The 26,522-nt window shown below is 64.5% G+C and carries 23 protein-coding genes; 10 read left to right on the plus strand and 13 right to left on the minus strand.

Features of this window, described 5'->3' with window-relative positions; all coding sequences use genetic code 11:
* Window positions 1-318 precede the first annotated feature (318 nt).
* Window positions 319-1,812: a CoA-acylating methylmalonate-semialdehyde dehydrogenase gene (locus HWE04_RS15560; RefSeq protein WP_241812965.1), complete on the minus strand. Its 1,494-nt coding sequence runs from the start codon at window positions 1,810-1,812 to the stop codon at window positions 319-321.
* A 27-nt stretch (window positions 1,813-1,839) separates the two neighbouring features.
* Window positions 1,840-3,168 (minus strand): aspartate aminotransferase family protein, encoded by a 1,329-nt coding sequence (locus tag HWE04_RS15565; protein WP_006461130.1) that lies wholly within the window; start codon window positions 3,166-3,168, stop codon window positions 1,840-1,842.
* A 338-nt stretch (window positions 3,169-3,506) separates the two neighbouring features.
* Here HWE04_RS15565 and HWE04_RS15570 point away from each other — a divergent pair, with 338 nt between their 5' ends.
* Window positions 3,507-4,925, plus strand: a complete 1,419-nt coding sequence (locus HWE04_RS15570) for an aminotransferase-like domain-containing protein (RefSeq protein ID WP_241812966.1) — start codon at window positions 3,507-3,509, stop codon at window positions 4,923-4,925.
* Between the two features lie 71 nt (window positions 4,926-4,996).
* Here HWE04_RS15570 and HWE04_RS15575 read toward each other — a convergent pair whose 3' ends face one another.
* Complete coding sequence (locus tag HWE04_RS15575; protein ID WP_241812968.1) at window positions 4,997-5,995, minus strand: Rossmann-like and DUF2520 domain-containing protein; 999 nt, start codon at window positions 5,993-5,995, stop codon at window positions 4,997-4,999.
* An 86-nt stretch (window positions 5,996-6,081) separates the two neighbouring features.
* Complete coding sequence (locus tag HWE04_RS15580; RefSeq protein WP_006461133.1) at window positions 6,082-6,528, minus strand: winged helix-turn-helix transcriptional regulator; 447 nt, start codon at window positions 6,526-6,528, stop codon at window positions 6,082-6,084.
* Window positions 6,529-6,622: 94 nt separating this feature from the next.
* On the opposite strand from HWE04_RS15580, the gene HWE04_RS15585 reads away from it, so the two are divergent.
* A complete protein-coding gene (locus tag HWE04_RS15585; protein ID WP_446719235.1) occupies window positions 6,623-7,882 on the plus strand; it encodes an MFS transporter in 1,260 nt (419 codons plus the stop codon).
* Between the two features lie 104 nt (window positions 7,883-7,986).
* Here the strand turns inward: HWE04_RS15585 and HWE04_RS15590 are convergent, their stop codons facing one another.
* The gene (locus HWE04_RS15590; protein ID WP_039873686.1) at window positions 7,987-8,883 is read right to left on the minus strand and encodes an AraC family transcriptional regulator; all 897 of its coding nucleotides are present in this window, start codon (window positions 8,881-8,883) and stop codon (window positions 7,987-7,989) included.
* Window positions 8,884-9,037: 154 nt separating this feature from the next.
* Between HWE04_RS15590 and HWE04_RS15595 the strand changes: the two genes are divergently transcribed.
* Window positions 9,038-10,015: an SDR family NAD(P)-dependent oxidoreductase gene (locus HWE04_RS15595; protein ID WP_241812969.1), complete on the plus strand. Its 978-nt coding sequence runs from the start codon at window positions 9,038-9,040 to the stop codon at window positions 10,013-10,015.
* Between the two features lie 22 nt (window positions 10,016-10,037).
* Here the strand turns inward: HWE04_RS15595 and HWE04_RS15600 are convergent, their stop codons facing one another.
* Window positions 10,038-10,787 carry an SDR family NAD(P)-dependent oxidoreductase gene (locus tag HWE04_RS15600; protein WP_241812970.1) on the minus strand — a complete coding sequence of 250 codons (750 nt, stop codon included), beginning with the start codon at window positions 10,785-10,787 and terminating at the stop codon, window positions 10,038-10,040.
* Between the two features lie 78 nt (window positions 10,788-10,865).
* On the opposite strand from HWE04_RS15600, the gene HWE04_RS15605 reads away from it, so the two are divergent.
* Window positions 10,866-11,438 (plus strand): TetR/AcrR family transcriptional regulator, encoded by a 573-nt coding sequence (locus HWE04_RS15605; RefSeq protein ID WP_006461138.1) that lies wholly within the window; start codon window positions 10,866-10,868, stop codon window positions 11,436-11,438.
* Window positions 11,439-11,498: 60 nt separating this feature from the next.
* Window positions 11,499-12,140, plus strand: coding sequence for an HAD family hydrolase (locus HWE04_RS15610; RefSeq protein WP_166757992.1), 642 nt, complete (start codon window positions 11,499-11,501; stop codon window positions 12,138-12,140).
* Between the two features lie 9 nt (window positions 12,141-12,149).
* Here HWE04_RS15610 and HWE04_RS15615 read toward each other — a convergent pair whose 3' ends face one another.
* Together HWE04_RS15615 and HWE04_RS15620 are read right to left on the minus strand one after the other, a co-directional pair.
* Entirely contained in the window at window positions 12,150-12,881 is a 732-nt protein-coding gene (locus HWE04_RS15615) for a DsbA family protein (protein ID WP_241812971.1), read from the minus strand.
* Window positions 12,882-12,955: 74 nt separating this feature from the next.
* Entirely contained in the window at window positions 12,956-13,567 is a 612-nt protein-coding gene (locus HWE04_RS15620) for an NAD(P)-dependent oxidoreductase (protein WP_241812972.1), read from the minus strand.
* A gap of 147 nt (window positions 13,568-13,714) precedes the next feature.
* Between HWE04_RS15620 and HWE04_RS15625 the strand changes: the two genes are divergently transcribed.
* Window positions 13,715-14,641, plus strand: a complete 927-nt coding sequence (locus tag HWE04_RS15625; protein ID WP_241812973.1) for a LysR family transcriptional regulator — start codon at window positions 13,715-13,717, stop codon at window positions 14,639-14,641.
* 31 nt (window positions 14,642-14,672) lie between these two features.
* On the opposite strand, the gene HWE04_RS15630 is transcribed toward HWE04_RS15625, so the two are convergent.
* Entirely contained in the window at window positions 14,673-15,233 is a 561-nt protein-coding gene (locus HWE04_RS15630; RefSeq protein WP_006461143.1) for a PAS and helix-turn-helix domain-containing protein, read from the minus strand.
* Between the two features lie 273 nt (window positions 15,234-15,506).
* On the opposite strand from HWE04_RS15630, the gene HWE04_RS15635 reads away from it, so the two are divergent.
* Window positions 15,507-16,202: a CoA transferase subunit A gene (locus HWE04_RS15635; protein WP_006461144.1), complete on the plus strand. Its 696-nt coding sequence runs from the start codon at window positions 15,507-15,509 to the stop codon at window positions 16,200-16,202.
* Between the two features lie 16 nt (window positions 16,203-16,218).
* The gene (locus tag HWE04_RS15640) at window positions 16,219-16,869 is read left to right on the plus strand and encodes a 3-oxoacid CoA-transferase subunit B (protein ID WP_006461145.1); all 651 of its coding nucleotides are present in this window, start codon (window positions 16,219-16,221) and stop codon (window positions 16,867-16,869) included.
* Window positions 16,870-16,992: 123 nt separating this feature from the next.
* On the opposite strand, the gene HWE04_RS15645 is transcribed toward HWE04_RS15640, so the two are convergent.
* The gene (locus HWE04_RS15645; RefSeq protein WP_241812986.1) at window positions 16,993-18,441 is read right to left on the minus strand and encodes a sensor domain-containing diguanylate cyclase; all 1,449 of its coding nucleotides are present in this window, start codon (window positions 18,439-18,441) and stop codon (window positions 16,993-16,995) included.
* Window positions 18,442-18,668: 227 nt separating this feature from the next.
* Here HWE04_RS15645 and HWE04_RS15650 point away from each other — a divergent pair, with 227 nt between their 5' ends.
* Entirely contained in the window at window positions 18,669-20,096 is a 1,428-nt protein-coding gene (locus HWE04_RS15650) for a sensor histidine kinase (RefSeq protein WP_234295033.1), read from the plus strand.
* Window positions 20,081-21,436 carry a sigma-54-dependent transcriptional regulator gene (locus HWE04_RS15655; protein WP_241812974.1) on the plus strand — a complete coding sequence of 452 codons (1,356 nt, stop codon included), beginning with the start codon at window positions 20,081-20,083 and terminating at the stop codon, window positions 21,434-21,436. The genes HWE04_RS15650 and HWE04_RS15655 overlap by 16 nt, the downstream gene beginning before the upstream one ends.
* Window positions 21,437-21,445: 9 nt before the next feature.
* Here the strand turns inward: HWE04_RS15655 and HWE04_RS15660 are convergent, their stop codons facing one another.
* The 3 genes from HWE04_RS15660 to HWE04_RS15670 all read right to left on the minus strand — a co-directional run bounded on the left by HWE04_RS15660 (window position 21,446) and on the right by HWE04_RS15670 (window position 26,447).
* Complete coding sequence (locus HWE04_RS15660; RefSeq protein WP_234295031.1) at window positions 21,446-23,251, minus strand: sensor domain-containing phosphodiesterase; 1,806 nt, start codon at window positions 23,249-23,251, stop codon at window positions 21,446-21,448.
* Window positions 23,244-24,977, minus strand: a complete 1,734-nt coding sequence (locus tag HWE04_RS15665) for a methyl-accepting chemotaxis protein (protein WP_241812975.1) — start codon at window positions 24,975-24,977, stop codon at window positions 23,244-23,246. Before HWE04_RS15665 ends, HWE04_RS15660 begins: the two co-directional genes overlap by 8 nt.
* A 228-nt stretch (window positions 24,978-25,205) precedes the next feature.
* A complete protein-coding gene (locus tag HWE04_RS15670; RefSeq protein WP_241812976.1) occupies window positions 25,206-26,447 on the minus strand; it encodes an MFS transporter in 1,242 nt (413 codons plus the stop codon).
* Window positions 26,448-26,522: the final 75 nt, after the last annotated feature.

The raw sequence follows: 26,522 nt of genomic DNA on the forward strand, positions 1-26,522 counted from the left end.
GCTCCTCCTGCCGCTCCGATGAGCGTGTCTCCAGATAGTTTGCCGTTGTCCCGTGCTGTCGGTGTGTGTCCACCGATCTGCCACGACGGTCTGTATTTTCTAAGCTTTTCGCCAGCGTATCTGCTTTTGGTGCAGGCCGCACTGACGATTCTTATCCTGTGGGTTCAGGGTCTCCTTGTTTGCACCAGCGGCTGACGTTTTCTGCACCATTGCTTGCGTGAGTTGCTTCATGCCATTCCTGGATGCTGCCTCAGCATACCTGCGCCTGCGTCCGCACAAAAGAAAAACGGCATGAAAATTTCATGCCGTCTGTCCTGTTTATTTCATCTGCGGGAAAGCGAATTCCGCACCTGCGCTGGCGGTATTGGGCCAGCGCTGCATCACCGCCTTGGCCCGGGTGTAGAAGCGCACGCCCTCCGGTCCGTACATGTGATGGTCGCCGAAGAGACTGCGCTTCCAGCCGCCGAAGCTGCTGAAGGCCATCGGCACCGGCAGCGGTACGTTCACCCCCACCATGCCGACCTCGATCTGGCGCACGAACTCGCGCGCCACGCCACCGTCGCGGGTATAGACCGCCACGCCATTGCCATACTCGTGGGCGTTGATCAGTTCCACCGCGCTGGCGATGTCGGGACAACGTAGCACGCACAGCACCGGGCCGAAGATTTCTTCCTTGTACACCGTCATCTCCGGCGTGACTTGGTCGAGCAGGGTGCCGCCCACGAAGAAGCCCTTCTCGAAGCCCGGCACCTGATAGCCACGGCCATCCACCACCAGCGTGGCGCCTTCTTCGACACCACGGCCGATCAGGCCTTCGATGCGTTCCTTGGCGGCAGCCGTCACCACCGGACCCATCTCGGCACCGGCGGCCATGCCTTCGTTGATCTTCAGCTTGCGAGCGCGTTCGGCCAGGGCCGCCACCAGTTCGTCACCGGCGCTGCCGACGGCGACTGCCACCGAGATCGCCATGCAGCGCTCGCCGGCCGAGCCATAGGCCGCACCCATGAGGGCGTCCACGGCCAGCTGCATGTCGGCGTCGGGCATGACCACCATGTGGTTCTTGGCGCCGCCCAGGGCCTGCACGCGCTTGCCCTTGGCCGAGCCACGGGCATAGATGTATTCGGCAATCGGGGTCGAGCCGACGAAGCTGATGGCCTTGACCTGCGGGTGATCCAGCAGCGCATCGACGGTCACCTTGTCACCCTGGATGACGTTGAAGACGCCGTCCGGCAGGCCGGCTTCCTGCAGCAGGTCGGCAATCAGCAGCGCGGCCGAGGGGTCACGTTCGGAAGGCTTCAGCACGAAGCAGTTGCCACAGGCGATGGCGATGGGGAACATCCACATCGGCACCATGGCCGGGAAGTTGAACGGCGTGATGCCGGCCACCACGCCCAGTGCCTGGCGCATCGACCAGGCGTCGATGCCACGGGCGATCTGGTCGGTGTATTCCCCCTTGAGCATCTGCGGAATGCCGGCAGCGAACTCGACGATCTCGATGCCGCGCGCCACCTCGCCTTGGGCATCCGAGAAGGTCTTGCCGTGCTCGCGCACGATGATGCGGGCGAAGTCGTCGGCCCGTTGCTGGATCAGGTGCAGGAAGCGGAACAGCACCCGCGCCCGGGTCAGCGGCGGCGTATTGGACCAGGCCGGGAAAGCCGCTACGCCCGCCTTCACTGCGGCATCGACCTCATCGACCGTACCCAGCGCCACCTGTGCCACCGGCACGCCCTGCGCCGGGTTGAAGACATCGGCGTAGCGCCCGCTCTTGGTATCGACGCGCTGGCCGCCGATGTAGTGTGCAATCTTTTCCATGAATCTTTCTTGCGTCGTAGTGAGGGATCAGGCCAGGGTCTTGAGGATGGCCGCCAGCTTGCCGAACAGTTCGTCTATCTGCTGCTTGTTGATGATCAGCGGCGGCGACAGGGCGATGATGTCGCCGGTCACGCGGATCAGGATGCCGTCGTTGAAGGCGCGCACGAAGGCGTCATAGGCACGGGCGCCGACGCGGCCCGGGATGGACGACAGTTCGATACCGGCGATCAGGCCGATGGTGCGCACGTCGATCACATGCGGCAGGCCGCGCAGCGCGTGCGCCGCTTCCTGGAAGTAGTCGGCCACGGCCTGGGCATTGTCCAACACGCCTTCGGTCTCGAACACGTCCAGCGAAGCCAGGCCGGCGGCGCAGGCCAGCGGGTGGCCGGAATAGGTGTAGCCGTGGAAGAGCTCGATGCCGTCCGGGCCGTTCATGAAGGCGTCGTGGATTTCCTTCTTCACGAACACCGCGCCCATCGGCACCACGCCGTTGGTCAGGCCCTTGGCGGTGGTGAAGATGTCCGGTTCGACATCGAAATAGTCGGAGGCGAACGGCGTACCCAGGCGGCCGAAGCCGGTGATCACTTCGTCGAAGATCAGCAGGATGCCGTGCTTGGTGCACAGCTCGCGCAGACGCTTGAGGTAACCCTTGGGCGGGATCAGCACGCCGGTGGAACCTGCCACCGGCTCGACGATGACGGCGGCGATGTTGGAAGCGTCATGCAGGGCGACGATGCGTTCCAGCTCGTCGGCCAGGTGCGCGCCGTATTCCGGCTCGCCCTTGGTGAAGGCGTTCTTTTCCAGGTTATGGGTGTGCGGCAGGTGGTCCACACCCTGCAGCAGCGCGGTGCTGAAGGTCTTGCGATTGCCGCCGATGCCGCCCACCGACATGCCGCCGAAGCCCACGCCGTGGTAGCCGCGCTCGCGGCCGATCAGGCGGGTGCGGGTGGCATTGCCCTTGGCGCGGTGATAGGCCAGCGCGATCTTGAGCGCCGTATCCACCGCTTCCGAACCGGAGCCGGTATAGAACACATTGGCAAAGCGGTTGCCGGTATAGGCCTTGAGGCGTTCGGCCAGTTCGAAGGCGCTGGGGTGACCCAGCTGGAAGGAGGGCGCGTAGTCCAGCGTGGCCACCGACTTTTGCACGGCCGAGACGATCTTGGGATGGGCGTGGCCCAGCGGCACGCACCACAGGCCGGCGGTGCCGTCCAGGATGGCATTGCCGGCGTCATCGCGGTAATGCATGCCCTCGGCCGAGACCAGCATGCGCGGCGCGGCCTTGAAGTTGCGGTTGGCGGTAAAGGGCATCCAGTAGGCCGACAGGCTGGAAGGATGCGAATGGTCTTGACTGGACATGGCAGGCACCGATGGAAAAGGTAAAAGGAGAAACCAGCAGGGAGTGCTTGATTATTGCCAGACACTGGCAGTATTGTTAGCTACACTTTTGATTTTGATCTGAAACTGTATTGTTCAGTGCGATAAACTGTATTGAGCTATCCGCCGGGAACGACATTGCCCGGCCGACTGGCGTCGATGGCCCAGCAGCCTTTATTCAGAAGGGGAGGGGAGCACAATGGTGAGTCCGCCTCGCCGCCGTCGGCGGAGCAATACAGTTCAGGTTTTCACAACACACATCTTCCGATTGCAGCAATGCAGTGGACATCATGGGCGGCATCTCGCCCGAAAGGATCAGCATGGCCAAGCTCCCGCGAGCGCCCCTGCAACTCGATCTGCAACGCAATACCGCGGCCCGCCTGGTCGAGCAGGTCGCCGACGGCCTGGCCGGGTTGATCGAGGCCGGCGAACTGCGCTCCGGCGAACGCCTGCCCTCGGTCCGTCAGTTCGCCCAGAGCCACGCCATCGGTGCCTCCACCGTGGTCGAAGCCTATGAACAACTGGTGGCACGCGGCATGTTGCTGGCACGCCGTGGCGCCGGCTTCTTCGTGGCCGCACGCGCTGGCCAGACGGGCGCTCGCGCCGTGTTCGTCCCGCATGAACCGGTGATCGACTCGGCCTGGCTGCTCTCGGAAATGTTTGCCGATGAACGCGTGCCCATCAAGGCCGGTTGCGGCTGGCTACCCGGCAAGTGGCTCAACGACGAAGGCCTGCACCAGGCCGAGCGTCGCATCATCCGCTCGCCCGGCGCGCAGCAGGTGGGCTATGGCCACCCCTACGGCTATGCCCCGCTGCGCCAGCTGATCACGCAATTCCTCGGCCACTGGGCATTGGAGCTGGGCATCGAACAGGTGCTCACCACCCACGGCGCCACCCAGGCCCTCGACCTGGTCATCCGCACCATGACCCAGCCCGGCGACACGGTCATGATCGACGACCCCGGCTACTGCAACCTGATCGCCATGCTGCGCCTGGCCGGGCTGAACGTGATCGGCGTGCCGCGTACTCCGGGCGGGGTCGATACCGAGCAGCTGGAAACGCTGGCCCGGGTGCACCGGCCCAAGATGTTCTTCACCACCAGCGTGCTGCAGAACCCGACCGGCACCTCCTACACCCCGGCCTGCGCCATGCGTGTGCTGCAGGCGGCCGAGCGGCATGGCTTCTGGGTGGTGGAAGACGACATCTTCCGCGAACTCGGCCAGGCCACCGACCCCATGCTGGCCGCACTGGATGGCCTGCAGCGGGTGATCTACGTGGGCAGCTATTCCAAGACCATCGCGCCTTCGCTGCGGGTGGGCTACATCGCCTGCCAGCGCGAACTGGCGCGGCAGATCGTACATACCAAGATGGTGCTGACGCTGACCAATTCGGAGATCAACGAACGACTGGTGCACAACGTCCTCACCGAAGGCCATCACCGGCGCCATGTGCAGACCCTCAATGCGACCCTGCTCAACGCCCAGGCCACTCTCAACGCCAAGTTGAGCGACGCCGGCCTGACACCTTTCACGCCGGCGCGTGGCGGCATGTTCACCTGGGCCACCATCGAGAGCTGCGACCTGTCGGCCCGCGAGATCGCCGACCGCGCCAGGCAGAAGGGCATCTGGCTGGCGCCAGGGGATTTCTTCCATCTGTCGGCACCGGACAAGACCAGCTTCCGTTTCAATGTGGGGTATGCGGATGTGCCGGAGTTGTTTGATTTCCTGCGGGGGCTGTAGGCCTTCTATCGTGCGCAACAGGCACCACTTGAAGCCGCGGGTGTAACCAGAACGGTCCCGGCCGCAAGGCACTATCGAACCGGCTTGTCCGTGCTGTCGAGCAGTGTCTCGATCTGCCTTGCCCGTCCCGGATCGATGCTGCCGCGCTCCAAGGCCAGGGGAATGTTGCGCAGTGCCAGCTTGCGGTACAGGTCGGCGGCGCTTGAATCCACGTGCTCCAGCGAAGCCAGATGTTTCTGGATCGTTCCCATATCCCCACGTGCGATGCATCCCCCCATTCCTTTGGCCAGGCCGGCATCCTGCACGGCCGCCACGGTGCCTCGCAGAAGCGGTATCAGGGCCGCCATGGACTGCCGCTCAGATGCGCCAAAGCCCGCCCACAGCTTGGCCCCCTCTTTCAACAGTGCGATCAGGAAGGGGCCGACGTAATAGGCCGAGGCGTGATAGAGCGGGCGGATACCGGCGGGGAGCGGCAACGGGACGCATCCGATACTTTTCGCCAAGGACTCCAATGTCGCCAGCAAGCCTTCTTCGGCCTCAATCCCGACCGTGCATCCCGGCAGCCCGGCCAGAGCGACATCGGGATTGGCGAACATCTGCATGGGATGAAATCCTCCCACCAGGGCGCCGGCTTGCCTGGCGCTCACCAGGGCCGATACTTCCGTGGCGCCGGAGCAGTGAACGACGGCTGTCCCGGCTGCCCACGAAACCTCTTCACAGACCGGCCTGATCGCATCATCGCTCACGGTCAAGAAGACAAGAGAGGATAGTTCAGCGACTTCCTGAGGCGAGCCGGCCATGATGGGCTCGGGACAGCGCGCATGGAATTGGGCGAGATTGGCATCGCTTCTGCTATGCACCGCCGCCACGCGATGCCTCGCCTGGGCGAAGGCGGCCGCCAGTGTCTGGGCGACGCGGCCCGCTCCCACGAAGCCGATCCGCGAAAGCACATTCGCCGTTTGCATGGATTCTCCCTGATCGACGCCGCCAGTCATCGGGTTTCGCGGCAAATTGAAGCGCAACAGGTCGGCAAGGCCATGCGTGAAGCCTTGCGGAGTCCTCGACGACATGAAGACGGCCCGTTGCCGCAGCTTTCATATAGTTGCGTAATACAACCATAGTCCAAGCAGGGCCGAATAGCAATGGCTTGGTTCGCTCAGGCGAGCTTTCGTACTTCGGTCGCGCTGGGGGGCAATCCGCCGCCGTCCCTGGCGGTCGGCTTCATCAGCGGAATCGGCTTGCCGGTGCGTTTGTCGATGAGCACCGAATGGCGTTCGCCGCGCTTGAACAGATGTTGCTCGCCCCATTGCCGTAGCGCCACCACGACGGGGAACAGGCTTTCGCCCTTGGCGGTGAGTACGTATTGCTGATAGGCCGTGCCATCCGAGGCGGCCTGCATGTCGAGGATGCCGGCTTCGACCAGCTTGCGCAGCCTGTCGGAGAGGATGTTGCGGGCCACGCCCAGATTGCGCTGCAGTTCGCCGAAGCGACAAGCGCCGTCGAAAGCATCGCGCACGATCAGCAAGGACCACCGATCCCCGATCACGTCGACGCTGCGCGCAACGGGACAGGGTTCGTCAGTCAGGACGCTATTGTTTGGCATGGCATCTCCCCGAGCCGGGACGGTGATCAATCTGGTTGCATTATAAAACCACATCATCTAGCATTCAATGAGTTTCGATTTGCAACCAGATTGGATGAATGCCATGATCAAGGATACTCCGGCGTCAGCGCCGAACCGAGTCGCTGCACCGGTCCGGCGCGCCGATATGCCGCGCAGCATGCTATGGCTGTTCGCCATCGCCAGCGGCCTGAGCGTGGCCAATGTCTATTACGCGCAACCGCTGCTCGATGCCCTTTCGAGAGACTTCGGCATCAGCCACGCTGCTATCGGCGGCGTCGTCACCGCGACCCAGATCGGTTGCGCGGTGGCCTTGTTGCTGCTGGTGCCGCTGGGTGACCGGATGGATCGACGGCGTCTCATGGCGATACAGCTATTGGCGTTGGTGGTCGCGCTGGTGGTCGTCGGTCTGGCCCAGAGCGCGCCGGTCCTGTTGATCGGCGTCCTCGCCGTCGGCTTGCTGGGTACGGCGATGACACAGGGGTTGATCGCCTATGCCGCCAGCGCTTCGGCTGCGCATGAACGAGGGCGGGTTGTCGGCGCGGCACAAAGCGGTGTGTTCGTCGGTCTGCTGCTGGCCAGGGTCTATGCGGGAGGCGTCAGCGACCTCGCAGGCTGGCGCGGTGTCTACCTGACCGCTGCCGCGCTGATGCTGGCCATTGCCCTGCCGCTGTGGAGAAGGCTTCCGGCCCTGGCCGCCGTGCCCGACGAAATGGGCTATCTGCGTCTGATCGCTTCCATGCTCACGCTGCTGCTGCAGGAAAAGGTCCTGCAAGTCCGGGGTGTGCTGGCCATGTTGATGTTCGCCGCACTCAATATCTTCTGGAGCGCCCTGGTGCTGCCCTTGAGCGCGCCACCCTATGGGTTTTCACATACCGCCATCGGCGCCTTCGGCCTGGTCGGCGCCATCGGTGCACTGGCCGCCGCGCGTGCCGGGCAATGGGCCGACCGTGGACAGGGAGAGCGTACCAGTGCCGTCGCACTGGTACTCCTGCTGCTGGCCTGGTGGCCGCTGTCCTTGATGGCGTGGTCGCTGGTGGCGCTGGTGGTCGGCATCATCTTGCTCGACATAGGCGCGCAGGCGCTCCACGTCACCAGCCAGAGCATGATTTTCCTGACCCGGCGCGACGCCTACAGTCGCCTGATCGGTCTCTACATGCTGTTCTATGCCGTCGGCAGCGGCCTGGGAGCGATCGGCGCGACGGCCACCTATGCCCATGCGGGCTGGCAAGCGGTATGCCTGCTGGGTGCCGCGGTCAGCCTGCTGGCGTTGCTGTTCTGGTGGCTGACCCGACGGGTTTCATCCATGGCAGCCACCCATGCGCAAGATCGATAGCGCGGAAGTCCGGCTGCCCCAATGGCACCATGCTCTCATGCCCAGCAGCGCCAATGCCCACACTGCGCCGGGCCAGTGTGATGCGCCAGGGATGGCCAGCAGCATCAAACGACGACATTGGATACATCCACCAGATTTTCACGCAGGCGGGAAGCATCCCGTTTCGGCGGATGGCCGAACAATCGGGAATATTCACGGCTGAATTGCGACGGGCTTTCATATCCCACCGCGTAGGCGGTCCGGGTGGCGTCCACGTCAGAGGCCAGCAGACGTCGGGCCGCCTGCAGTCGCAGCGTCTTATGGTATTGCAGGGGGCTCATCGAGGTGGCCGCGCGGAAGTGGCGGTTGAAGGACGCAATGCTCATGCCAGCGATGTCGGCGACGGTCTTGATCGGGAAGGATTCATCGTAGTGATGACGCATCCAGTCGATCGCTTTTCTGACCTGCGTCAGTCGTCCCTCCTCGCGGCCGATTTGCCGCAGCAACGGTCCGTGCGGGCTTTGCAACAGCCGGTACATGAGCTCGCGCTCACGCGATGCGGCCAGCACGGCAATATCGTCCGGCGTATCCAGCAGGGCCAGCAAGTGGTCCCAGGCTTCAAGTACGTCGCGCGAGACCCGCTCGATGTTGAAGGCTGCCGGCTCTTTTTTGTGCGGGGCGGCCGGCATGTCGGCGATCAGGGAGGTGAGGATGCCGTGGTCCAGCGTCAGGCCGGTGCCGACGTAGGGCTGGTCGCCCTCCATCTCGAATATGCAACAGGTCGTCGGTAAATCGATCAGCGAAGCGAAGCAGGCGCCCGCACTGTAGCGCAGCATCTTCTTGTTCACCATCATCTGCTTGGCGCCCTGCAAGATCAGGCATACGCCGGCGCCGATGGCCATCATGCTCGGCTCCGCTTGCCGGAAGACGCCGACGGCCAGTCGCGGAATGGCTGTGTCCAGGCTCTTCGGGTCTTCGTGGCGCAGTACGCGGCGGCTCATTTGATGAAGGAGATCTTTCATATCTTCAGTGTGCCAGCTGAATCGGACATGTTCAATGAATTGAGCGGATCAGGCGATAAATTGCGCTGTTTTGGCGAAAATCCGTCAAGCCCAAAGCGTATCTTGGCAAGAGGCATGCGGTGTCGCATGCCTCTGAACTCAACAGGAGAACATCTTGAACAGCGCACATTTCAACGCAAAATCGACAACGGATGAAGTATTGGCCGGCACGGACCTGCGCGGCAAACGGGTCTTCATCACGGGTGTCTCGGCAGGGCTGGGAATCGAGACGGCCCGCGCCCTCGTGGCCCATGGCGCCGACGTCATCGGCACCGTGCGCGACCTCGACAAGGCACGTGGCGCCACGCAGGTGGTGCGGGATGCGGCAGAAGCCTCAGGCGGCAGCCTTGAGATCATCCGGATGGACCTTGCCGATCTGGCATCGGTCCGAGCCGTGACCGACAGCATGGTCGCCGCAGGAAAAACCTTCGACCTCGTCATTGCCAATGCCGGCATCATGGCCCCACCCTTCGGCGTGACGCCGGATGGCTTCGAGCTCCAGTTCGGCACCAACGTCCTGGGACACTTCGTATTGGTCCACCGGCTGGCACCGCTGATGGTAGCGGGAGCAAGACTGATCATGCTCTCCTCCAACGGGCACCGGTTCGGCGATGTCGATCTCGACGATCCGAACTTCACGCATACCCCTTACGATCCCTGGCTTGCATACGGCCGCTCCAAGACCGGCGACGCCTTGCTGGCCGTGGCCTTCGACGCGCGGCATCGACATCGTGGCGTGCGCGCGGCGAGCGTCCACCCGGGTGTCATCCTGACCGAGCTGACGCGCAATATCGCGCCTGAAGTGTTCGAGAGTGCCTTTGCCTCGATGCATGAACAACACCTGGCGCTGGGAAATGCGCCCTTCGAGGTCAAGACCCCCGCACAAGGCGCCGCGACGACGCTTTGGGCCGGCGTCGTCGCGGATGCCGAGACCATCGGCGGACGTTACTGCGAAGACTGCGCAATCGCTGCCCCGCTTGCTGACGATGCCGTCGTCAGCGCTTTCAGCGCGGGCGTACGCCCCTATGCGTTCGATCCGGTACGTGCCGAGCAGTTATGGATCAAGTGCGCAGAATTGACGGGCGAAGTGTGATGAACAAGCGCAGCCAACTGTCTCACACGGCGACGGAACCACCATCGACGAACAACTCGACACCGGCGATGTAACTGCTCTCGGGCGACGCCAGGAACAGTACCGCACGTCCTACTTCATCCGGTTCCCCCAGGCGTCCTGCGGGGATTAGCTGCCTGAGTGCGTCCTCCACCCCAGGACGCGCTTCAAGGTAGTCACGCATCAGGCGGGTCTCGGTTCCTCCAGGCGCCACCACATTCACGCGGATCTGACGGTCCTTCAGATCCGCGGTCCAGCTGCGCGCAAAGGAGCGCACAGCGGCCTTGCTCGCGTTGTACAGCGATTGTCCCGGGAAGCCTTTGACCCCGGCCACGGAACCATTGAGGACAATTGCGCCGCCTGAGGACATCAAGGGCAGCGCCTTTTGCACACTGAACAGCAATCCGCGTACATTCAGATTGAAGATCTGATCGAAGTCCGCTTCATCGATCAGTCCCAGTGGCTTGGCATCGGCCGAGGCGGTCCCGGCGTTGGCGAAGAGCACGTCGAGTCTTCCTTGCTCCGCCTGGATGCGTGCGTAGAGGCGATCCAGATCGCCTGGATTGGCAGCATCCCCTGATACACCGACCGCACCGTGGCCAATTTCCCGGACTGCCGCATCAAGTTTGTCGGCCCTGCGACCGGTCACATAGACCCGGGCGCCCTCGGCTGCAAACAGCTTGGCGGTGGCCAGGCCAATGCCTTCGCTGCCACCGGTGACCACCACAACCTTGTCGTCGAATCGCTTTGCCATCTTTGTCCCTTTCATAAGTGGAGAATTGCTCCACTTATTATGTGGAGATATCATCCACTTTTGCAAGCGCATTTGAATATGACGAACAAATTCCCCCTGACAGAAGAACCCTCGTTAAGGGCCGATGCCGCGCGCAATCGCGAGCGCATCCTTGCGGCAGCCGAAGAAGTGTTCCTGGAACGGGGAGCAGATGCCTCGCTCGACGACATCGCCAAGCGCGCCAAAGTCGGGATCGGCACGCTGTATCGCCGCTTTCCCACCCGGGAGGCGCTGCTTGCCGCAACCAACGATGAGCGCCTGATGGCGCTGGCCGAGGCGAGCCGGGGACGTGACGACAAGCTCGACCCCGATGCTTCCGTGCGCGCCTTCGTGAAGGATCTCGTGGCGCATGCGTCGCACTACCGGGGGCTGGCGGCGGCGCTGGGTACGGTCCTCAAGAGCGGCACACCGGGTTGTCACGCCAGCGGCGAGGAAGCGCAACGCCTGCTCTTGCGCGCACAAAAGGCGGGCGCCATTCGGCGGGACGTCTCGGTCGAGGATCTCGTCTGCATGGTGACTGCGATTTCCCTCAGCATCGAACAAGGCAGTGCGACAAAATCGCGGATCGCCCATTTGATCGACCTGTTCCTCGACGGCGTCGGCGTGCGGTGATCGGACCGTTTCAGACCACGCGACGGAAAGCCTTCCAGACCATTTGACAGGACATCCACCATGACTTTTTCAGCACCAAGCGGCATCCGCGCCGTCGTCTTCGATTTCGGCGGCGTACTGTTCGACTGGAATCCCCAGCATCTGTATCGCCAGCTGATCGCCGATGAAGAAGAGCGCAACCATTTCCTCACCCATATCTGCTCACCCGAATGGAACGTACAGCAGGATGGTGGTCGCACGCTGGCCGATGCGACCGAGCTGCTGGTACGGCAGCATCCGCAGCACGAAGCCTTGATCCGGGCCTTCTATGGTCGTTGGGTGGAGATGCTGCGCGGACCGCTCCCCGAGGGCGTGGCGCTGCTGCGTGAACTGCATGCGCAGCAGGTGCCGGTATTCGGCCTGACCAACTGGTCCGCCGAGACCTATCCGCATGCACGGGACAATCACGACTTCATGCAGCTGTTCCTGGACATCGTCGTGTCAGGCGACGAGCGTTGCATCAAGCCCGAGCCGCGCATCTACGAGATCGCGCTGGAGCGTTATGGACGCCACCTGCCGGCACTGCAGCCGCAGCAGCTGGTCTTCATCGACGACGCGCAAAAGAATATCGACGCCTGCCGGGCGCTGGGCTGGCAGGGCATTCATCACGTCCAGGCGGAGCAGACCCGCTTGCAATTGCGCGCACTGGGCTTGCCGGTCTGACGGTCGTGATCAGTCGCAGCGGCCGGTCTGCACATCGCATTGGGGCGGCGTGCTTTCCTGCGCTGGCAATGTCGTGCTGGTCGTGCCGGTTTCGTCACGCAGGTAGGCGGCCCACTGCTCGGCCTGCCCCAGCCAGCGACCGGCGTCCAGCACTTCCAGCGTATCGCCCCGCTGCAAGATGAAGGTCGGGAAGCCGCGTCCGCCGACGTAGTTCAGCAATTCACGGCTGGCCGCGATGTGGTTGTCCAGTTCTTCCTGCTCCACGCGCTGCAGTTCGGCAGCGAAGGTAGCAGCGTCAATGCCCAGCGCCTGGGCCAGTTCGGTCAGCGTGCTCACCTCCGAAATCCGTCGTCCCTGCTGGTAATGCGCACGCTGGATGGCCGCCAGCATGTCCAGTCCGGCTGTCTCGCCCTGGATGGATTGCACCGCCAGCACGGCGGCTATCGGTGGCGCCGAATCGAAGACGGCATCGGTGTCCTTGAGCAGTCCATTGAAATAGTCCTCGCCGAATGCCTGTCCGGTCATCTGCGCGATGCGATGGTCGTGCGGCATCACGTAGTCGCGCAACTGCGCGTCGACACGGCGGCGGTTGCGGCCGGCCATCATGCCGCCACCATGCGCCTGCACCGGCAGTACGGCGCGGGCTGCGGCCACCAGCGGCGCAGCCCCATAGCACCAGCCGCACAGCGGATCGTGGATGTAGTGGAGCACGGTGTCGTGAGCGGTGGCGGGGGTGGTCATGATGGGGTTCCTCTTGGATGAATCGATGTCGGGCCTGAGGATGTTTCACCATCAGGCCCGGGGTATTGCCTGGCTTAGTAGCCTACCGTGAAACGCGCGCGGACGTGCTTCGGTTGTTCCAGTTCGTCCAGCAGGGCGACGGCGAAGTCTTCATAGGAGATCCAGCTCTTGCCATCGGCGCCGACCAGCAACTGGTCCTGGCCCAGGCGGAACTGGCCGGTGCGTTCGCCGGCGATGAACAGGGCCGAGGGCGACAGGAAGCTCCACTCCAGTTCCTGCTCGCCGCGCAGGGCGTTCAGGAAGTCACGGCCGCCGGCGGCTTCCGGCTTGTATTCTTCCGGGAATTCCGGAGTGTCGATCAGGGCTTTGCCAGGCGCGATTTCCAGGCTGCCGGCGCCGCCGACGATGGCCAGGCGCTTGACGCCCGCCGCCTTCACGGCCGGCAGCAGGTCGGCCGCGCCGAAGCTGGTGAAACGGCCGCTGGAGACGACCACGTCGGCGCCCTTGATGGCCGATGCCAGGCTGGTGGCGTCCTTGACGTCGGCCGCGACCACGGTCACGCCGGTGCGCTGGGCGATCTTGCCGGCATCGCGGGCGATGGCGACGAGATTGTGGCCGCGACGCAGGGCTTCGTCCACGATGCGGCTGCCGACATTGCCGGAGGCGCCGATGAGTGCGATTTTCATGAGGTTTCCTTTCGAGGTGGTGATGGGAGCACGAGGAGCGGCACAGGGTGTCGCACAGTCGCCATCATAGGATCGCTTTTGTTTTCGAAAAACAGCATAATCGATCACAATTTGTTTCCAAAAACGTGCAGATCGAAAGGCGGCACCATGGATCGCTTGATGGCCATGCAGGTATTCGTGGCGGTGGTGGACGGCGGCAGCCTGTCGGCGGCGGCCGGGCAGCTGGACCTGTCGCGGCCGGTGGTGTCGCGCTATGTCGCCGAGCTGGAGGACTGGGTCGGGGCGCGCCTGCTGCACCGGACCACGCGGCGCCTGTCGCTCACGCCGGCCGGCAACGAGATATTGCCGCGTTGCCGCCAGATGCTGGAGTTTTCCGATGACATGCGCCACGCGCTGGACACGCCCGACGAAACCCCGCGTGGGCTTTTGCGCATCACCGCCAGCACCTCCTTTGCGCAGACCCAGCTGATCCAGGCGGTGGTCGACTACGGGCGCCGCTATCCCGGTGTGGCGGTGGACCTGCTGGCGCTGGACCGCACGGTGAACCTGGTGGAAGAACGCATCGACCTGGCCATCCGCATGACCAACCGGCTGGAACCCAACCTCATTGCCCGACCGCTGGGCGTGTGCCGCTCGATCATCTGCGCCGCGCCGGATTACCTGGCCCACCACGGCACCCCGCGCAAGGTGGAAGAACTGGCCCTGCACAATTGCCTGACCCACTCCTATGTGGGGCGTAGCCTGTGGCAGTTCGATCCGAAGAAGGCAACTGGAAAGGGCGGCAAGAAAAGGACAGCGCCGCAGAGCCAGAGCGTGGCCGTGGGCGGCAGCATCAGTGCCAATGAAGTGACGGTACTGCTGCAGGCGGTGCTGGCCGGAGTCGGTATCGGCCACATGCCGGCCTATGCGGTGGCGCCGCTGGTGGCCAGTGGCCGGCTGGTGCAGTTGCTGCCGGACTTCGAGCCGCTGCAGTTGGGGATGTATGGCGTCTACGCCTCGCGCAAGCATATGCCGGCGACCTTGCGCACCATGCTTGATTTCCTGGCCCAGCGCTTCGCCGGGCAACCGTTCTGAGCGGAGCAGGTCAGACCAGGGTCGGACCCGTTCAGGGGGTGATGCTGAGCAGCTTGTGTACCAGTTCGGAGGAGGTGGAGGCGGCGAACTTGCGCATCAGGCGGGCGCGATGCATTTCCACCGTGCGCGGGCTCAGTTCCACCTGGCGGGCAATGAGCTTGCTGGTCTTGCCTTCCACCAGCAGCGCGGCGATCTCGCGTTCGCGTGGCGTCAGGCCGGGCGCGATGGGGCGCTTGGCGCTCACGTCCTCGAAGGTCCAGATGCCGGCGGCATGCGGGTTGTCGCGGTTCAGGGCGTGGCCGGTGACATGGCACCAGAACATCTCGTCGTTGGAACGCTTCATGATGCGCTCGTCCGAATAGAACCCCTTTTCATTGAGGATGGGGACCAGGCGCAGGCCGGTGCGTTCGAACTCGTCGGCGGTGGGATAGATTTCCTGGAAGGACGTCTGCCGCAACTGTTCCACCTCGTAGCCGAACATCGCCGCCATCGCCAGGTTGCCCTGCTGGATGATGCGATTGTGCGAGACGCACATGCCGATGGGCGCGTGCATGAAAACCTGTTCGAAGTCGATGGCAAGTGGCTGGGTCATGAGTAATGCTGCGCGATGTGCCGCAAGTAGCCGGCAAGGTCCCTCGAACCCGGCGCACCGCCCCTGCGGTCGATGTTATGCTGCATTGCGCCAGGTATTTTTACCGTATTGTATGGCTTATTTCACCTGACCTATGATAATTGGCGCTAATCGGAGCCCGGCATTGCCATGGCGCAGCGCGAAAGAGAAGCTCCGATGCCATCCCTGTTTGAGCTGGTATCCCCACCAGCAGCTTGCAACCCTGCTCGCAAGACAAGAGCCGAAAGGAGACTCGTGAACAAAGTGTATCCAGACGCGGCCACCGCGTTGAAAGACATCGTCAAGGACGGTCAGACCATTGCGGTCGGCGGCTTTGGCCTGTGTGGCATCCCCGAGGCGTTGATCGCCGCCCTGCGTGATTCGGGCGCGCAGAACCTGACCGCCATTTCCAACAACGCCGGGGTCGATGGTTTCGGCCTGGGCCAGTTGCTGTCCACCCGCCAGATCAAGAAGATGATCGCCTCCTACGTGGGCGAGAACAAGGAGTTCGAACGCCAGTACCTGGCCGGCGAACTGGAACTGGAATTCACCCCGCAGGGCACGCTGGCCGAGAAGCTGCGCGCCGGCGGCGCCGGTATCCCCGCCTTCTTCACCAAGACCGGTGTCGGTACCCTGGTGGCCGAGGGCAAGGAAGTGCGCGAATTCGACGGTGAGCGCTATGTGATGGAGCGTTCGCTGGTGGCCGACGTGTCGCTGGTGAAGGCGCAGAAGGCCGACAAGGCCGGCAACCTGGTCTTCAACAAGACCGCCCGCAACTTCAACCCCAATGTCGCCATGGCCGGCAAGGTCACCGTGGTGGAAGTGGAAGAACTGGTGGAAGTGGGGCAACTCGATCCGGACCAGATCCACACCCCCGGCATCTTCGTGCATCGCATCGTGGTCAACGCCACGCCCGAGAAGCGCATCGAACAACGCACCGTGCGCGCATAAGAGGAGACACGACAAAATGGCATGGACCCGAGATGAAATGGCTGCCCGCGCAGCCAAGGAACTGCAGGACGGCTTCTACGTGAACCTGGGCATCGGCTTGCCCACCTTGGTGGCCAACCACGTTCCCAACGATATCGAAGTTTGGCTGCAGTCCGAGAACGGCCTGCTGGGCATCGGCCCCTTCCCCACCGAAGACCAGGTCGACGCCGACCTGATCAACGCCGGCAAGCAGACCGTGACGACCATCCCTGGCTCGTCCTTCTTCAGTTCGGCCGATTCCTTCGGCATGATCCGTGGCGGCAAGATCAACATCGCCATCCTGGGCGCGATGCAGGTCTCGGCCAAGGGTGACCTGGCCAACTGGATGATTCCCGGCAAGATGGTCAAGGGCATGGGCGGTGCGATGGACCTGGTGGCCGGTGTCGGCCGCGTGGTGGTCCTGATGGAGCACGTGGCCAAGGCCAAGGACGGCAGCACATCCAGGAAGATCCTGAACGACTGCAACCTGCCGCTGACCGGCGTGGGCGTGGTCAACCGCATCATCACCGACCTGGGCGTGATCGACGTCACCCCCGGTGGCCTGAAGCTGATCGAACTGGCTTCCGGCGTCACCAAGGAAGAAGTGATCGAGAAGACCGAAGCACCGCTCGACGTGAGCGAGGTCTGAGCGAGATCTGCGTGAGGTCTGCATTAGCGCCGAACGATCGGCCTGACGCTGCATCGCAATGAACAAGGGCGCCGTGAAAACGGCGCCCTTTTTTCGTAGTGCAGGCCATGCCGCCCGTGCGCTTCAATCCGCCATGCTGACCCGCACCGCATTGCGGCCATCCCGCTTGGCCCGGTAGAGCGCGGCATCGGCGGCGTTGAGCACGTCTTCCACACGATGATGATGGGCGCGCTGCAGCGTGGCCACGCCCACGCTGATGGTCACCACCCGCAACGGGCTGCTGGCATGTACGATCAGGCGGCTGTAGACCGCGTCGCACAGGCGTTGTGCCATCAGGCGCGCACCTTCGGTGTCGGTCAGCTCCAGCAGCACCACGAATTCCTCGCCGCCATAGCGGCCCGCGCAGTCGGTATGACGCGGCAGGTTGTCGCTGATGGTCTTGGCCACCTCCTGCAGCACGCCATCGCCCAGCTTGTGGCCATAGGTATCGTTATAGGGCTTGAAGTAATCCACATCGATGAACAGCACCGAGAAGGTCGAGTTCAGATTGCGCCGGCAGCGCTCCCAGGCCGCCTGCAGGGCCTCGTCCAGGGCGCGTCGGTTGAGCAGGCCGGTCAGGCCGTCGGTCTGGGCCAGCTCTTCCAGGCGCCGCTCGATGGTAACGCGCCGGCGCAGTTCCTGGCGCACGTGCGACAGCAGATAGGCCAACAGCAGGGCAAAGATGAACAGCGAGATGATCACCGCATAAAGAGTCTTGCGCCAGTTCTTGAAGATGGCCTGTTCGGCATAGCCCACGAAGACGATCAGCGGTGAGTCGGGAATGCGACGGAAGGTATAGAGCCGTTCCACGCCATCACTGTTGGCACGGGCGAAGAAGCTGCCCTCCTCGTGCCGCAGTGCGCTCTGGATGCGCTGGAAGTTGGAACTGCCACTCAGGTCGCGGCCGATGATCTGCTCGCTGTACGGAATGCGCATGTAGGCCACGCCATCGTCCGAATACAGCGAGATCACGCCATCGGCGCCCAGCGAAAGTCCTTCGAACAGTTCGCGGAAATAGCTCAGGTTCAGCGCCATGACGACGATGCCGCCAAAGCTGCCGTCTTCATTGAACAGGCGTTTGGACAGCACCACCACGCGTACATCGTTGCCCAGGTTGGGCAGGTTGGCCAGGATGGGTTTGGAGACATACAGCCCGGCATTGGCTGAATCGCGATGCGCGGTGAAATAGGCGCGGTCGGCGTAGTTGGGCGCGGCATCACCCTGGCGACGACGCGAGCTGGCCTGAACCCGGCCATTGGCATCGATGATCGCCATCACCGAGATATGGCTGACATTGGCGGTGCTGCCGAACAGGTAGGCATAGCGCTGGGCGTCATTGAGGCGCGCAGCGCCCAGTGGATGCTGGTAGCGGTAGGCCAGCGTATCGAGCGACAGCGACAGCACTTCCATGTTGCGCGAGATTGCGCGCTGGGCGATCAGGGTCACGTTGCCGGCATTGTCCACGGCCGCCAGGCGCGTCTGGCGATAGCTCTGGTAGAGCGTGCTGGCACACATGGCGATCACCATCAGCATGGCGATGCCCAAGACCACCACCAGATATTTCTTCAACTGCTTGATTTTATTTCCCCCCTGCTTCACCCCAGGCGCAATTAACGCATAAAGCAAAAAGCGCTTCCATCTTGATCGGCGGCAACGTGATTGAGTTGCAACAAAAGATGAACCGCCATCCCGCCGTTCCTGTCAGATGGCTTATCACCGGTAAAGCTTCGTGCTTAAATGCGAGCGCCATGAAAGGCGACATGCCAGCCGGCACCGGAGGCCTCCTGAACATCAAGAACACCATCAAACGCGACCTGGTCATCCTGTGGGCCTTCATTGCCCTGATCGCGCTCGTGCTGGCTTTCCTGCTGCTGCAGCTGAGCCGGCAGGGCGCCGCCTCGCAGATCAGCCAGGCCACCGGCCAGGCCGCGGTGAGCTGCACCGCCATGAGCGCCGGACTGGCGCATGCGCTTTCCACCCATCCTTCCAGCCCTCCCTCTCCCTCTGTCCCCAGCACACCCCAGGCGTCCAATGCCGACGGGTTGCCCGCGCGCTCGCTGATGCAGGCCGTGATCGACCTGTCCCTGCGCGATCAGGCCGGGGTGGAGGGCGGCTTCTGGCACCCGCAACAGGACGTGGTGGCCTATGCCTTTCCCACCTATGACGGCAGCGGCATCAAGCGCGACCCGCCAGGCGCGGAAATGGAACGCATCGTCTCGATCGCCCAGCGCGCCCTCGATGGCGCGGCCACCGTGAGCGATGTGCGCCCCGGCCTGCGCGAGGCGGTGGTGTTCGCCGCCTGCCCGGTCAACTTCAAGGGTGTGTCGCTGGCGGCCTGGACGCTCAAGCGCGTGCCGGTGATGAGCGCCGGCGTGCTCAACCAGTTGCTGGTGGCCATTGCGCTGTTGCTGGGTTTCGTCATTGTCAGCGGGGTCTGGCTGGGGAGTACGCTGAGCCGCTGGCGCGGGCAGTCCGAGCGCCTGTCGCGCCAGCTCGCGCATGCCGAGCGCCTGGCCACGCTGGGCCGGGTGGCGGCCGGCATGGCCCATGAAATCCGCAATCCCATCGGCGCCATGCGCATGAAGGCCGAGAACGCCCTGGCCGCGCCGGCCCAGGTGCGCGAGGCGCGGGTGACCGGTGCGCTGGAAATGGTGGTCAGCCAGACCGAGCGGCTCGACGCACTGGTGGCCAGCCTGCTGGCCCTGGCCCAGCCCTTCCAGGTACAGCGCCAGCGCATCGATCTGGCGGCCTGGATCGAGGAAAGGCGCCAGGCCCATGCCGAGCTGGCCGAGAAGAAGCAACTGCAGCTGGGCACTACACTGGATCTGCCCAGCTTCGCCTCGGGGCTGTCAACCAGTGCGCTGGACCCGGTGCAGATGGCACGCGCGCTGGACAATCTGCTGCTCAATGCGCTGGCCCACTGCGAGGCCGGCGGCCGTATCGACATCGGCGCCCGGCTCGGCGCGGATGGCCGCCTGCAGCTCTGGGTGGCCGATGACGGCCCCGGTGTCGCGCCCGAACTGCGCGAGAGCCTGTTCGATCCCTTCGTCAGCCAGCGCAGCGGCGGTACCGGTCTGGGACTGGTGCTGGTGCGCGAAATCGTGCATGCCCATGGCGGCAGCATCACCCTGGCCGCCACCGAGCGTGGCGCCCGTTTCGATATGGAGTTGCCATGGCGCGCATCCTGATCGTCGATGACGACGTCGCCTTTCGCAGTAGCCTGGCCGAGACCGTCGGCGATCTCGGCCATGAGGTGCTGGAGGCCGGCAGCACCGCCGCCGGCCTGCGCCTGCTCTCCGCCCATGCCATCGATGCCGCCATCGTCGATCTGCGCATGCCGGAGGAAGATGGCCTGGTCTTCCTGCAGCGCGCTCCGGCCATCGCCGCCATTCCCTGCATCATGCTCACCGCCTATGCCAGCGGCGACAACACCATCGAAGCCATCCGCCTGGGCGCCTTCGACCACCTGACCAAACCGGTCCCGCGCACGGCGCTGGTGGAGACCCTGGAACGTGCCTTGCGCCAGAGTACCGCCGCCCCGGATTCTTCAGCTGCGCCGGACGCGGCCAGCGCCGCTGCCAGCGAGCGCAACCAGCTGGTGGGTGACAGCGAAGCCATGCGCCAGGTCTTCAAGCAGATCGGCCGTGCTGCCACCAGCGACGCCACCGTGCTGATCCTGGGCGAAACCGGCACCGGCAAGGAGCTGGTGGCACGCGCCCTGCATCGCAATGGCAGCCGCGCAGGGCGTCCCTTCGTGGCGGTCAACTGTGCGGCGATCCCGGCCGAGCTGATCGAAAGTGAACTGTTCGGCCACGTCAAGGGCGCCTTCAGCGGGGCCACCCAGCATCGCATGGGACGCTTCCAGGAAGCCGATGGCGGCACTTTGTTCCTGGACGAGATCGGCGACATGGCCCTGCCGACCCAGGCCAAGATTCTGCGCGTGCTGCAGGAGCGGGAATTGACGCCGGTCGGCGGCAGCCAGTCGCTGCGGGTGGATGTACGGGTGATCGCCGCCACCCACCGCGACCTGCCGCAGGAGATTCGCGAGGGGCGCTTCCGGGAAGACCTGTGGTATCGCCTGCAGGTGGTTCCGATCATGGTGCCGCCGCTGCGCGAGCGGCCCGGTGACATCCTGGCCATTGCCGAACATTTCCTGCGCCAGCAGGCTGGCGACAGTCCCAAGCGCATCAGCGCGGCGGCCGCGCGACGCTTGCTGCAGCATGCCTGGCCGGGCAATGTGCGCGAGTTGCGCAATACGATGGAACGGGCGGCGGTAATGAGTCACGGCAACTGCATCGAGGCCGAACACATTGCCCTGCCGAGCCTGTCTGCCACCAGTCCGGCGCAGGGCATGCAGATCGACTGGGATGGTCCGCTGGCGGCGGCGGTGGCACAGGTGGAGCGGCTGATGCTGGAGCGCGCATTGGCCGCAGCCAACGGCAACCGCGCCGAAGCCGCCCGCCGGCTGGGCATTTCGCGCCAGCAGCTGTATCGCAAGCTGGAAGAAGCGGGGCCGCCAGGTAGCTAGTACCTGGCCTCAGGCCGCCGCCCGCACGTGGGCCGAGAAGGCCTCCGGTGTCAGCGGGCGGGCCATGTAGTAACCCTGCGCTTCGTCCACGCCCCAGGCGCGCAACAGCTCCAGGGTCTGCGCCGTTTCCACCCCTTCGGCGACGATGTGGTAGTCCAGTTCCTTGGCCAGCGCGATCAGCGATTGCACAATGCGGCGATCCCTTGCGCTGCTGTCCAGGTGACGGATCAGGGACTGGTCAATCTTCACCACCGAGGCCGGGACCTGTTGCAGGTAGGCGAAGTTGCTGTAGCCGGTACCGAAATCGTCCAGCGCCAGCCCCATGCCCAGGGCGCGGATCTCATGCAGCAGCTTGAGCACGGCCGGGCTGTGCATCCATACCCCTTCGGTGCATTCGATCTCGACCATGGCCGGGTCGATGCCGCTGTCACGACAGCCGCGTTCCAGGCGGCCGATCAGGTCGGACTCCTCGAAATTGGGCGCGGCCAGATTGATGGCCAGCTTGACCGGCATGCCCTCGTTCTTCCAGGTCGCCATCTGTTGCAGGGCGCTTTGGATCACCCACTCCGATACCGGACGGATCAGCGCCGTGCGCTCCACCAGCGGGATGAATTCGGCCGGCGAGATCGGTCCCAGTTCATGGTGCTGCCAGCGCAGCAGCGCTTCGCCGCCGTGATAGCGGTTGCTGCGCAGGTCCAGCTTGGGCTGGTAGACCAGGGCCAGGCCACCCCCCTGCTGGCGCTCCGGCAGCAGGGCATCGGGAATATCGTTGAGCAGGCGGAAGCGGCGCTGGTGCATCACGTCGGCATCGGCATCGTAATCGGCCCAGCGTTGCCGGCGCGCCAGGGCTTCGTGCAGGGCGGCCACCGCCTTGCGCGGCGCATCGCGCAATTGCTCGCGGGTCTGCACCACGCTGACGATGCCCCCATAGCTGGGCAGATTCATCGGCACGGCCATGCTGTCGACCGGTTGTTCCAGTGCCGCTGTCATGCCGCGCAGGTGGCCGGCCAGTTGCTCGGCCTTGCCGGCATGCGAGAGCAGCGCGAAACGACCGTCGCTGATGTGATAGACATCGGCCTGGCCCTGCACCAGCGTCTGCAGCCGCGCCCCGACGTTGCGGATCAGCTCGTCATGGATACGCGAACCCAGCACGCTGCCGATCTCGAATGAGGTATGGGCGTCCGGCATGTCGATGTAGGCCAGCGCCCGGGTGCCCGGCTCTGCCTCCTGCAGGGCGCTGTCGGCCGGGACCAGCGAGGCCAGGTCTTCCCGCAACTGGTACTTGTTGGGCATGGCCGTGAGCGGATCGACACGGCCGATGGCCCGCCGCAGCAGCATCTGCGACATCGCCAGCGCAGCCAGCTGCTGCAGCTGCTTGCGCTGGGCTGCATCGAAGGTGCGCGGCACGGTGTCGGTGATGCACAGCGCGCCGATGGCATGGCCCTCGGGCGTGAGCAGGGGCGCGCCCACATAGAAACGGATATGCGGCGGCCCGGACACCAGCGGATTATCCGCAAAGCGGGCATCGAGGGTGGCGTCTTCCACCACCATCAGCGCACGCTGGCTGACCGTGTGGTCGCAGAAGGACAGCTCGCGCGAGGGCGCGCACATGTCCGGGCCGCTCTGCGACTTGACCCACTGCCGGTCGGCGTCGATGAGCGACACGTACGCCCCGTTGACGCCGAACAGCGAGTGGCACAGGCGGGTGATGTTGTCCAGATCTTCGGAGGAGCCGGTATCGAGCAGATGCAAGGCATGCAGCGCCGCCAGGCGCTGCAGTTCATCGTTCGGCCGGGACAGGGCCGGGTCAGGCATCGCCGTGATCCCCGGCGGCGGCCAGCTGCAAGGGGCGGCTGGTCTGGCTTGCCAGCGAGCGTGGCGGATTGACCTCGACGCTCGGGCGCGACTTCACCGCTGCTGCGGCCGGTGCCGCGGACGAGGAGGGCGCTGCCAGCTGGAATACGTCCACTGCCCGGGTCAGGTGCTGCGCCTGGTCCTGCAGGCTGGAGACGGCGGCACTGGCCTGTTCCACCAGGGTCGCATTCTGCTGGGTCACCTGATCCATCAGGGCGATGGCCTTGTGCACTTCCTCGATGCCCACGCTCTGCTCATGGCTGGCGGTGGAAATCTCGCCCATCACATCAGTGACCTGCTGCACGCTGGCCACGATCTGTTCCATGGTCTCGCCGGCACGTTCCACCAGGCGGGTACCGTTCTCGACGTTGTCGACCGATGCATCGATCAGTTGCTTGACTTCCTTGGCCGCCGCCGCGCTACGCTGCGCCAGGTTGCGCACTTCGGTGGCGACCACGGCGAAACCGCGTCCCTGTTCACCGGCACGGGCCGCTTCCACCGCGGCGTTCAAAGCCAGGATGTTGGTCTGGAAGGCGATGCCGTCGATCACGCCGATGATGTCCACGATCTTGCGCGACGAGGTATTGATCGCAGCCATGGTATCGACCACTTCGTCGACGATGGCGCCACCCTGCTTGGCGATGTCGGAGGCATTGCGCGCCAGCTGGTTGGCTTCGCGGGCATGGCCGTCGTTCTGCTTGACGGTCGCGGTCAGCTGTTCCATGGCCGAGGCGGTCTCTTCCAGCGAGGCGGCCTGGTCTTCGGTGCGGGCCGAGAGGTCGCTGTTGCCGGCGGCGATCTGGGCGCTGATGGTGGCCACACCGGCGGCCGCATCACGCACCTCGGTCACGGTATTGCGCAGGTTGATGCTCATTTCGGAGAGCGTCGCCATGATGCTCTGGCGCTTGCCGCCATCGTAGCGGCGCAGGGCCACTTCGTGATACAGCTCGCCACGGTCCACCGCCAGTGCCAGTTGCTTGACCTCGTCCGGTTCGGCACCCAGGGCGCGACCGATGGAGCGTGTGATCAGACCTGCCAGCACCACCCCGGCCACCATGGCGGCTGCCAGCAGTACCAGCATGAACGCCTGGAAGCCGCGGGCGGTGCTGCGTGCCTTGGTCGACTCGGCCTGGCTCATGCGTTCCTGCAGGTCGATGAATTTGTTCACCGTGGCCAGCCAGGTGATGAAGGCCGGCTTGGCTTCGCCCAGCATGATCTTGCGGGCACCGTCGATGTCGCCGCTGCTGCGGGCGGCGATGATGCGTGCCGAAAGCGGCATGGCGCGGGCTTCGGCGGCCTTGATCTGGGCCAGGGCGTCGCGCTCGTCGGCGTTGGGCGCATGCGCGCCCTTGTTGGCGAAGATGGCATCCAGGGGCTGCGCCGATTGCTGGTAATCGGCATCGAGCTTGTTGATCAGGGCCACCACGTCCTTGACCTCGGCGTCGTCCACCAGCGTCAGGTCGCGCAGGGCGATGGCGCGGTCGTGGACGCTGCCGCGGAAGTTGATGGCATAGCGTTGCTTGACGTTATTGTCTTCGCTGACCGTGGTCAGGCTGCCTTCGATGGCATTGACCTTGCTGATGCTCACCACCGTCAGCACCAGCATCATCACCAGCACCAGCGCAAAACTGAGACCCAGGCGCGCGGCCACGCTGAGCGAACGCCCCTTGTTGTTAGCCTTATCCATGATTTCCCCTGTTGTATGGATTTGATTGTGCGGATGAGATCCGCGGCCGGCGCCCTCTCGCGCCATGGAACACAGTTCGATGATAGGTTGCCCCATGCCCCCCTGCAGGACAAAGAGGGGCATGTTTCCGGACGACCGGCCCCAACCGGTCATCCGCTGCTTTCCGGATCGGCAGCCTATCACGACGGCGGAAAAAATTCTTGGACGTTCTCGGATGGCCTGCCTGCCTCAGGGCAGCTTGCCGGCGCGGTCCAGCAGCAGCCCCAGCACGGCGCAGCATCCGGCGAACAGGCCGATCCCGCCGACCACACCCAGACCGAGGATGCCCGCGCCGATGGCGCTGCCCACGGAGAAGCCCAGGTACATGGTGGAGGTATTGAGCGAGAGCGAGACCGAGGCCTGCGATGGCGGACCGGCCGCGATCAGCCGTGCCATCTGAGCCGGGAAGAAAGCCCATACCGCAAAGCCCCACAGTGCCACGGCCAGCAGCACCGGGACCAGCGCGACCTGCGGTGCCAGCCAGGTGGCTGCCGCCAGCGCCCAGAACGACAGTGCCAGCAGCAGCAGGGCGGTACGGACCACGCGCTGCGAGCCGAAGCGATCGTTGAGCATGCCGCCAGTGCTCACGCCCACGGCCGCCGCCACCCCCCACAGGCTAACCGTCAGGCCGATGCCTGTTTCGCCGAAGGCCAGGGTATGTGACAGGTAGGGCGCGATATAGGGATACGCAGCATAGGCAGCAACCGACCAGAACAGGGTGACGGCCAGTAGGCGACGCACCGCTACCTGCCCAATCACGCCGACCCGCTCGCGCAGGCTGGCCACATGCAACTGGCCACCGGCCCGGCGATCCACCCCCAGCCAGATACCGACCACCGCCACGGCACCCATTGCCGCCACCGCCAGGAAGGTGGCACGCCAGCCGAAGGCATGCCCCACCACGGAACCCAATGGCAGGCCCAGGGCGATGGCAATGGTCATGCCGCCACTGACGATGGCCAGCGCCCGCCCGCGTTGCTCGGGTCTGACGATGGCGCCGGCCAGGGCATTGGCATTGGGCGTGTAGAGCCCGGCGGCTACCGCCATGAGCAGGCGCGCCAACAGCAGGCCGGCAAAGCTGGTGGACAGGGCCGCCGCCAGGTTGGCCACGGTGAAGATGCCCATGGCGCCGATGAGCACATTGCGGCGATTGACGTTGGCCGATAGCACCGTGGTGATGGGCGAACTCAGGGCCAGCACCAGGGTGAAGACGATCACCAGGCTGGCCACGACCGACACGCTCATGCCGAAGTCGGCCGCCATGCGCGGCAGCAAGGGGGCGATCATGAAGCCCTCGGTACCGATGGCAAAGGTACCCAGGGCCAGGAAACCGGCCGTCAGCAGGGAGCCCGGATGGGGCGGTGCGGAGCCGGCAGCGGCCTGTGGTGCAGGCGCAGTGGTGTCAGGGGTGGGGGTGGGAGCAGTTTTCATGCTGTTTATCGCTGGCAAGGTGGGCCGGCCGGCCTGCCCGGCGCAGCAGGTGATTGCTGGCGCCGCAGACCGGCC

The organism is Herbaspirillum sp. C7C2 (genome assembly GCF_022627865.1).
Lineage (GTDB): Bacteria > Pseudomonadota > Gammaproteobacteria > Burkholderiales > Burkholderiaceae_D > Herbaspirillum > Herbaspirillum frisingense.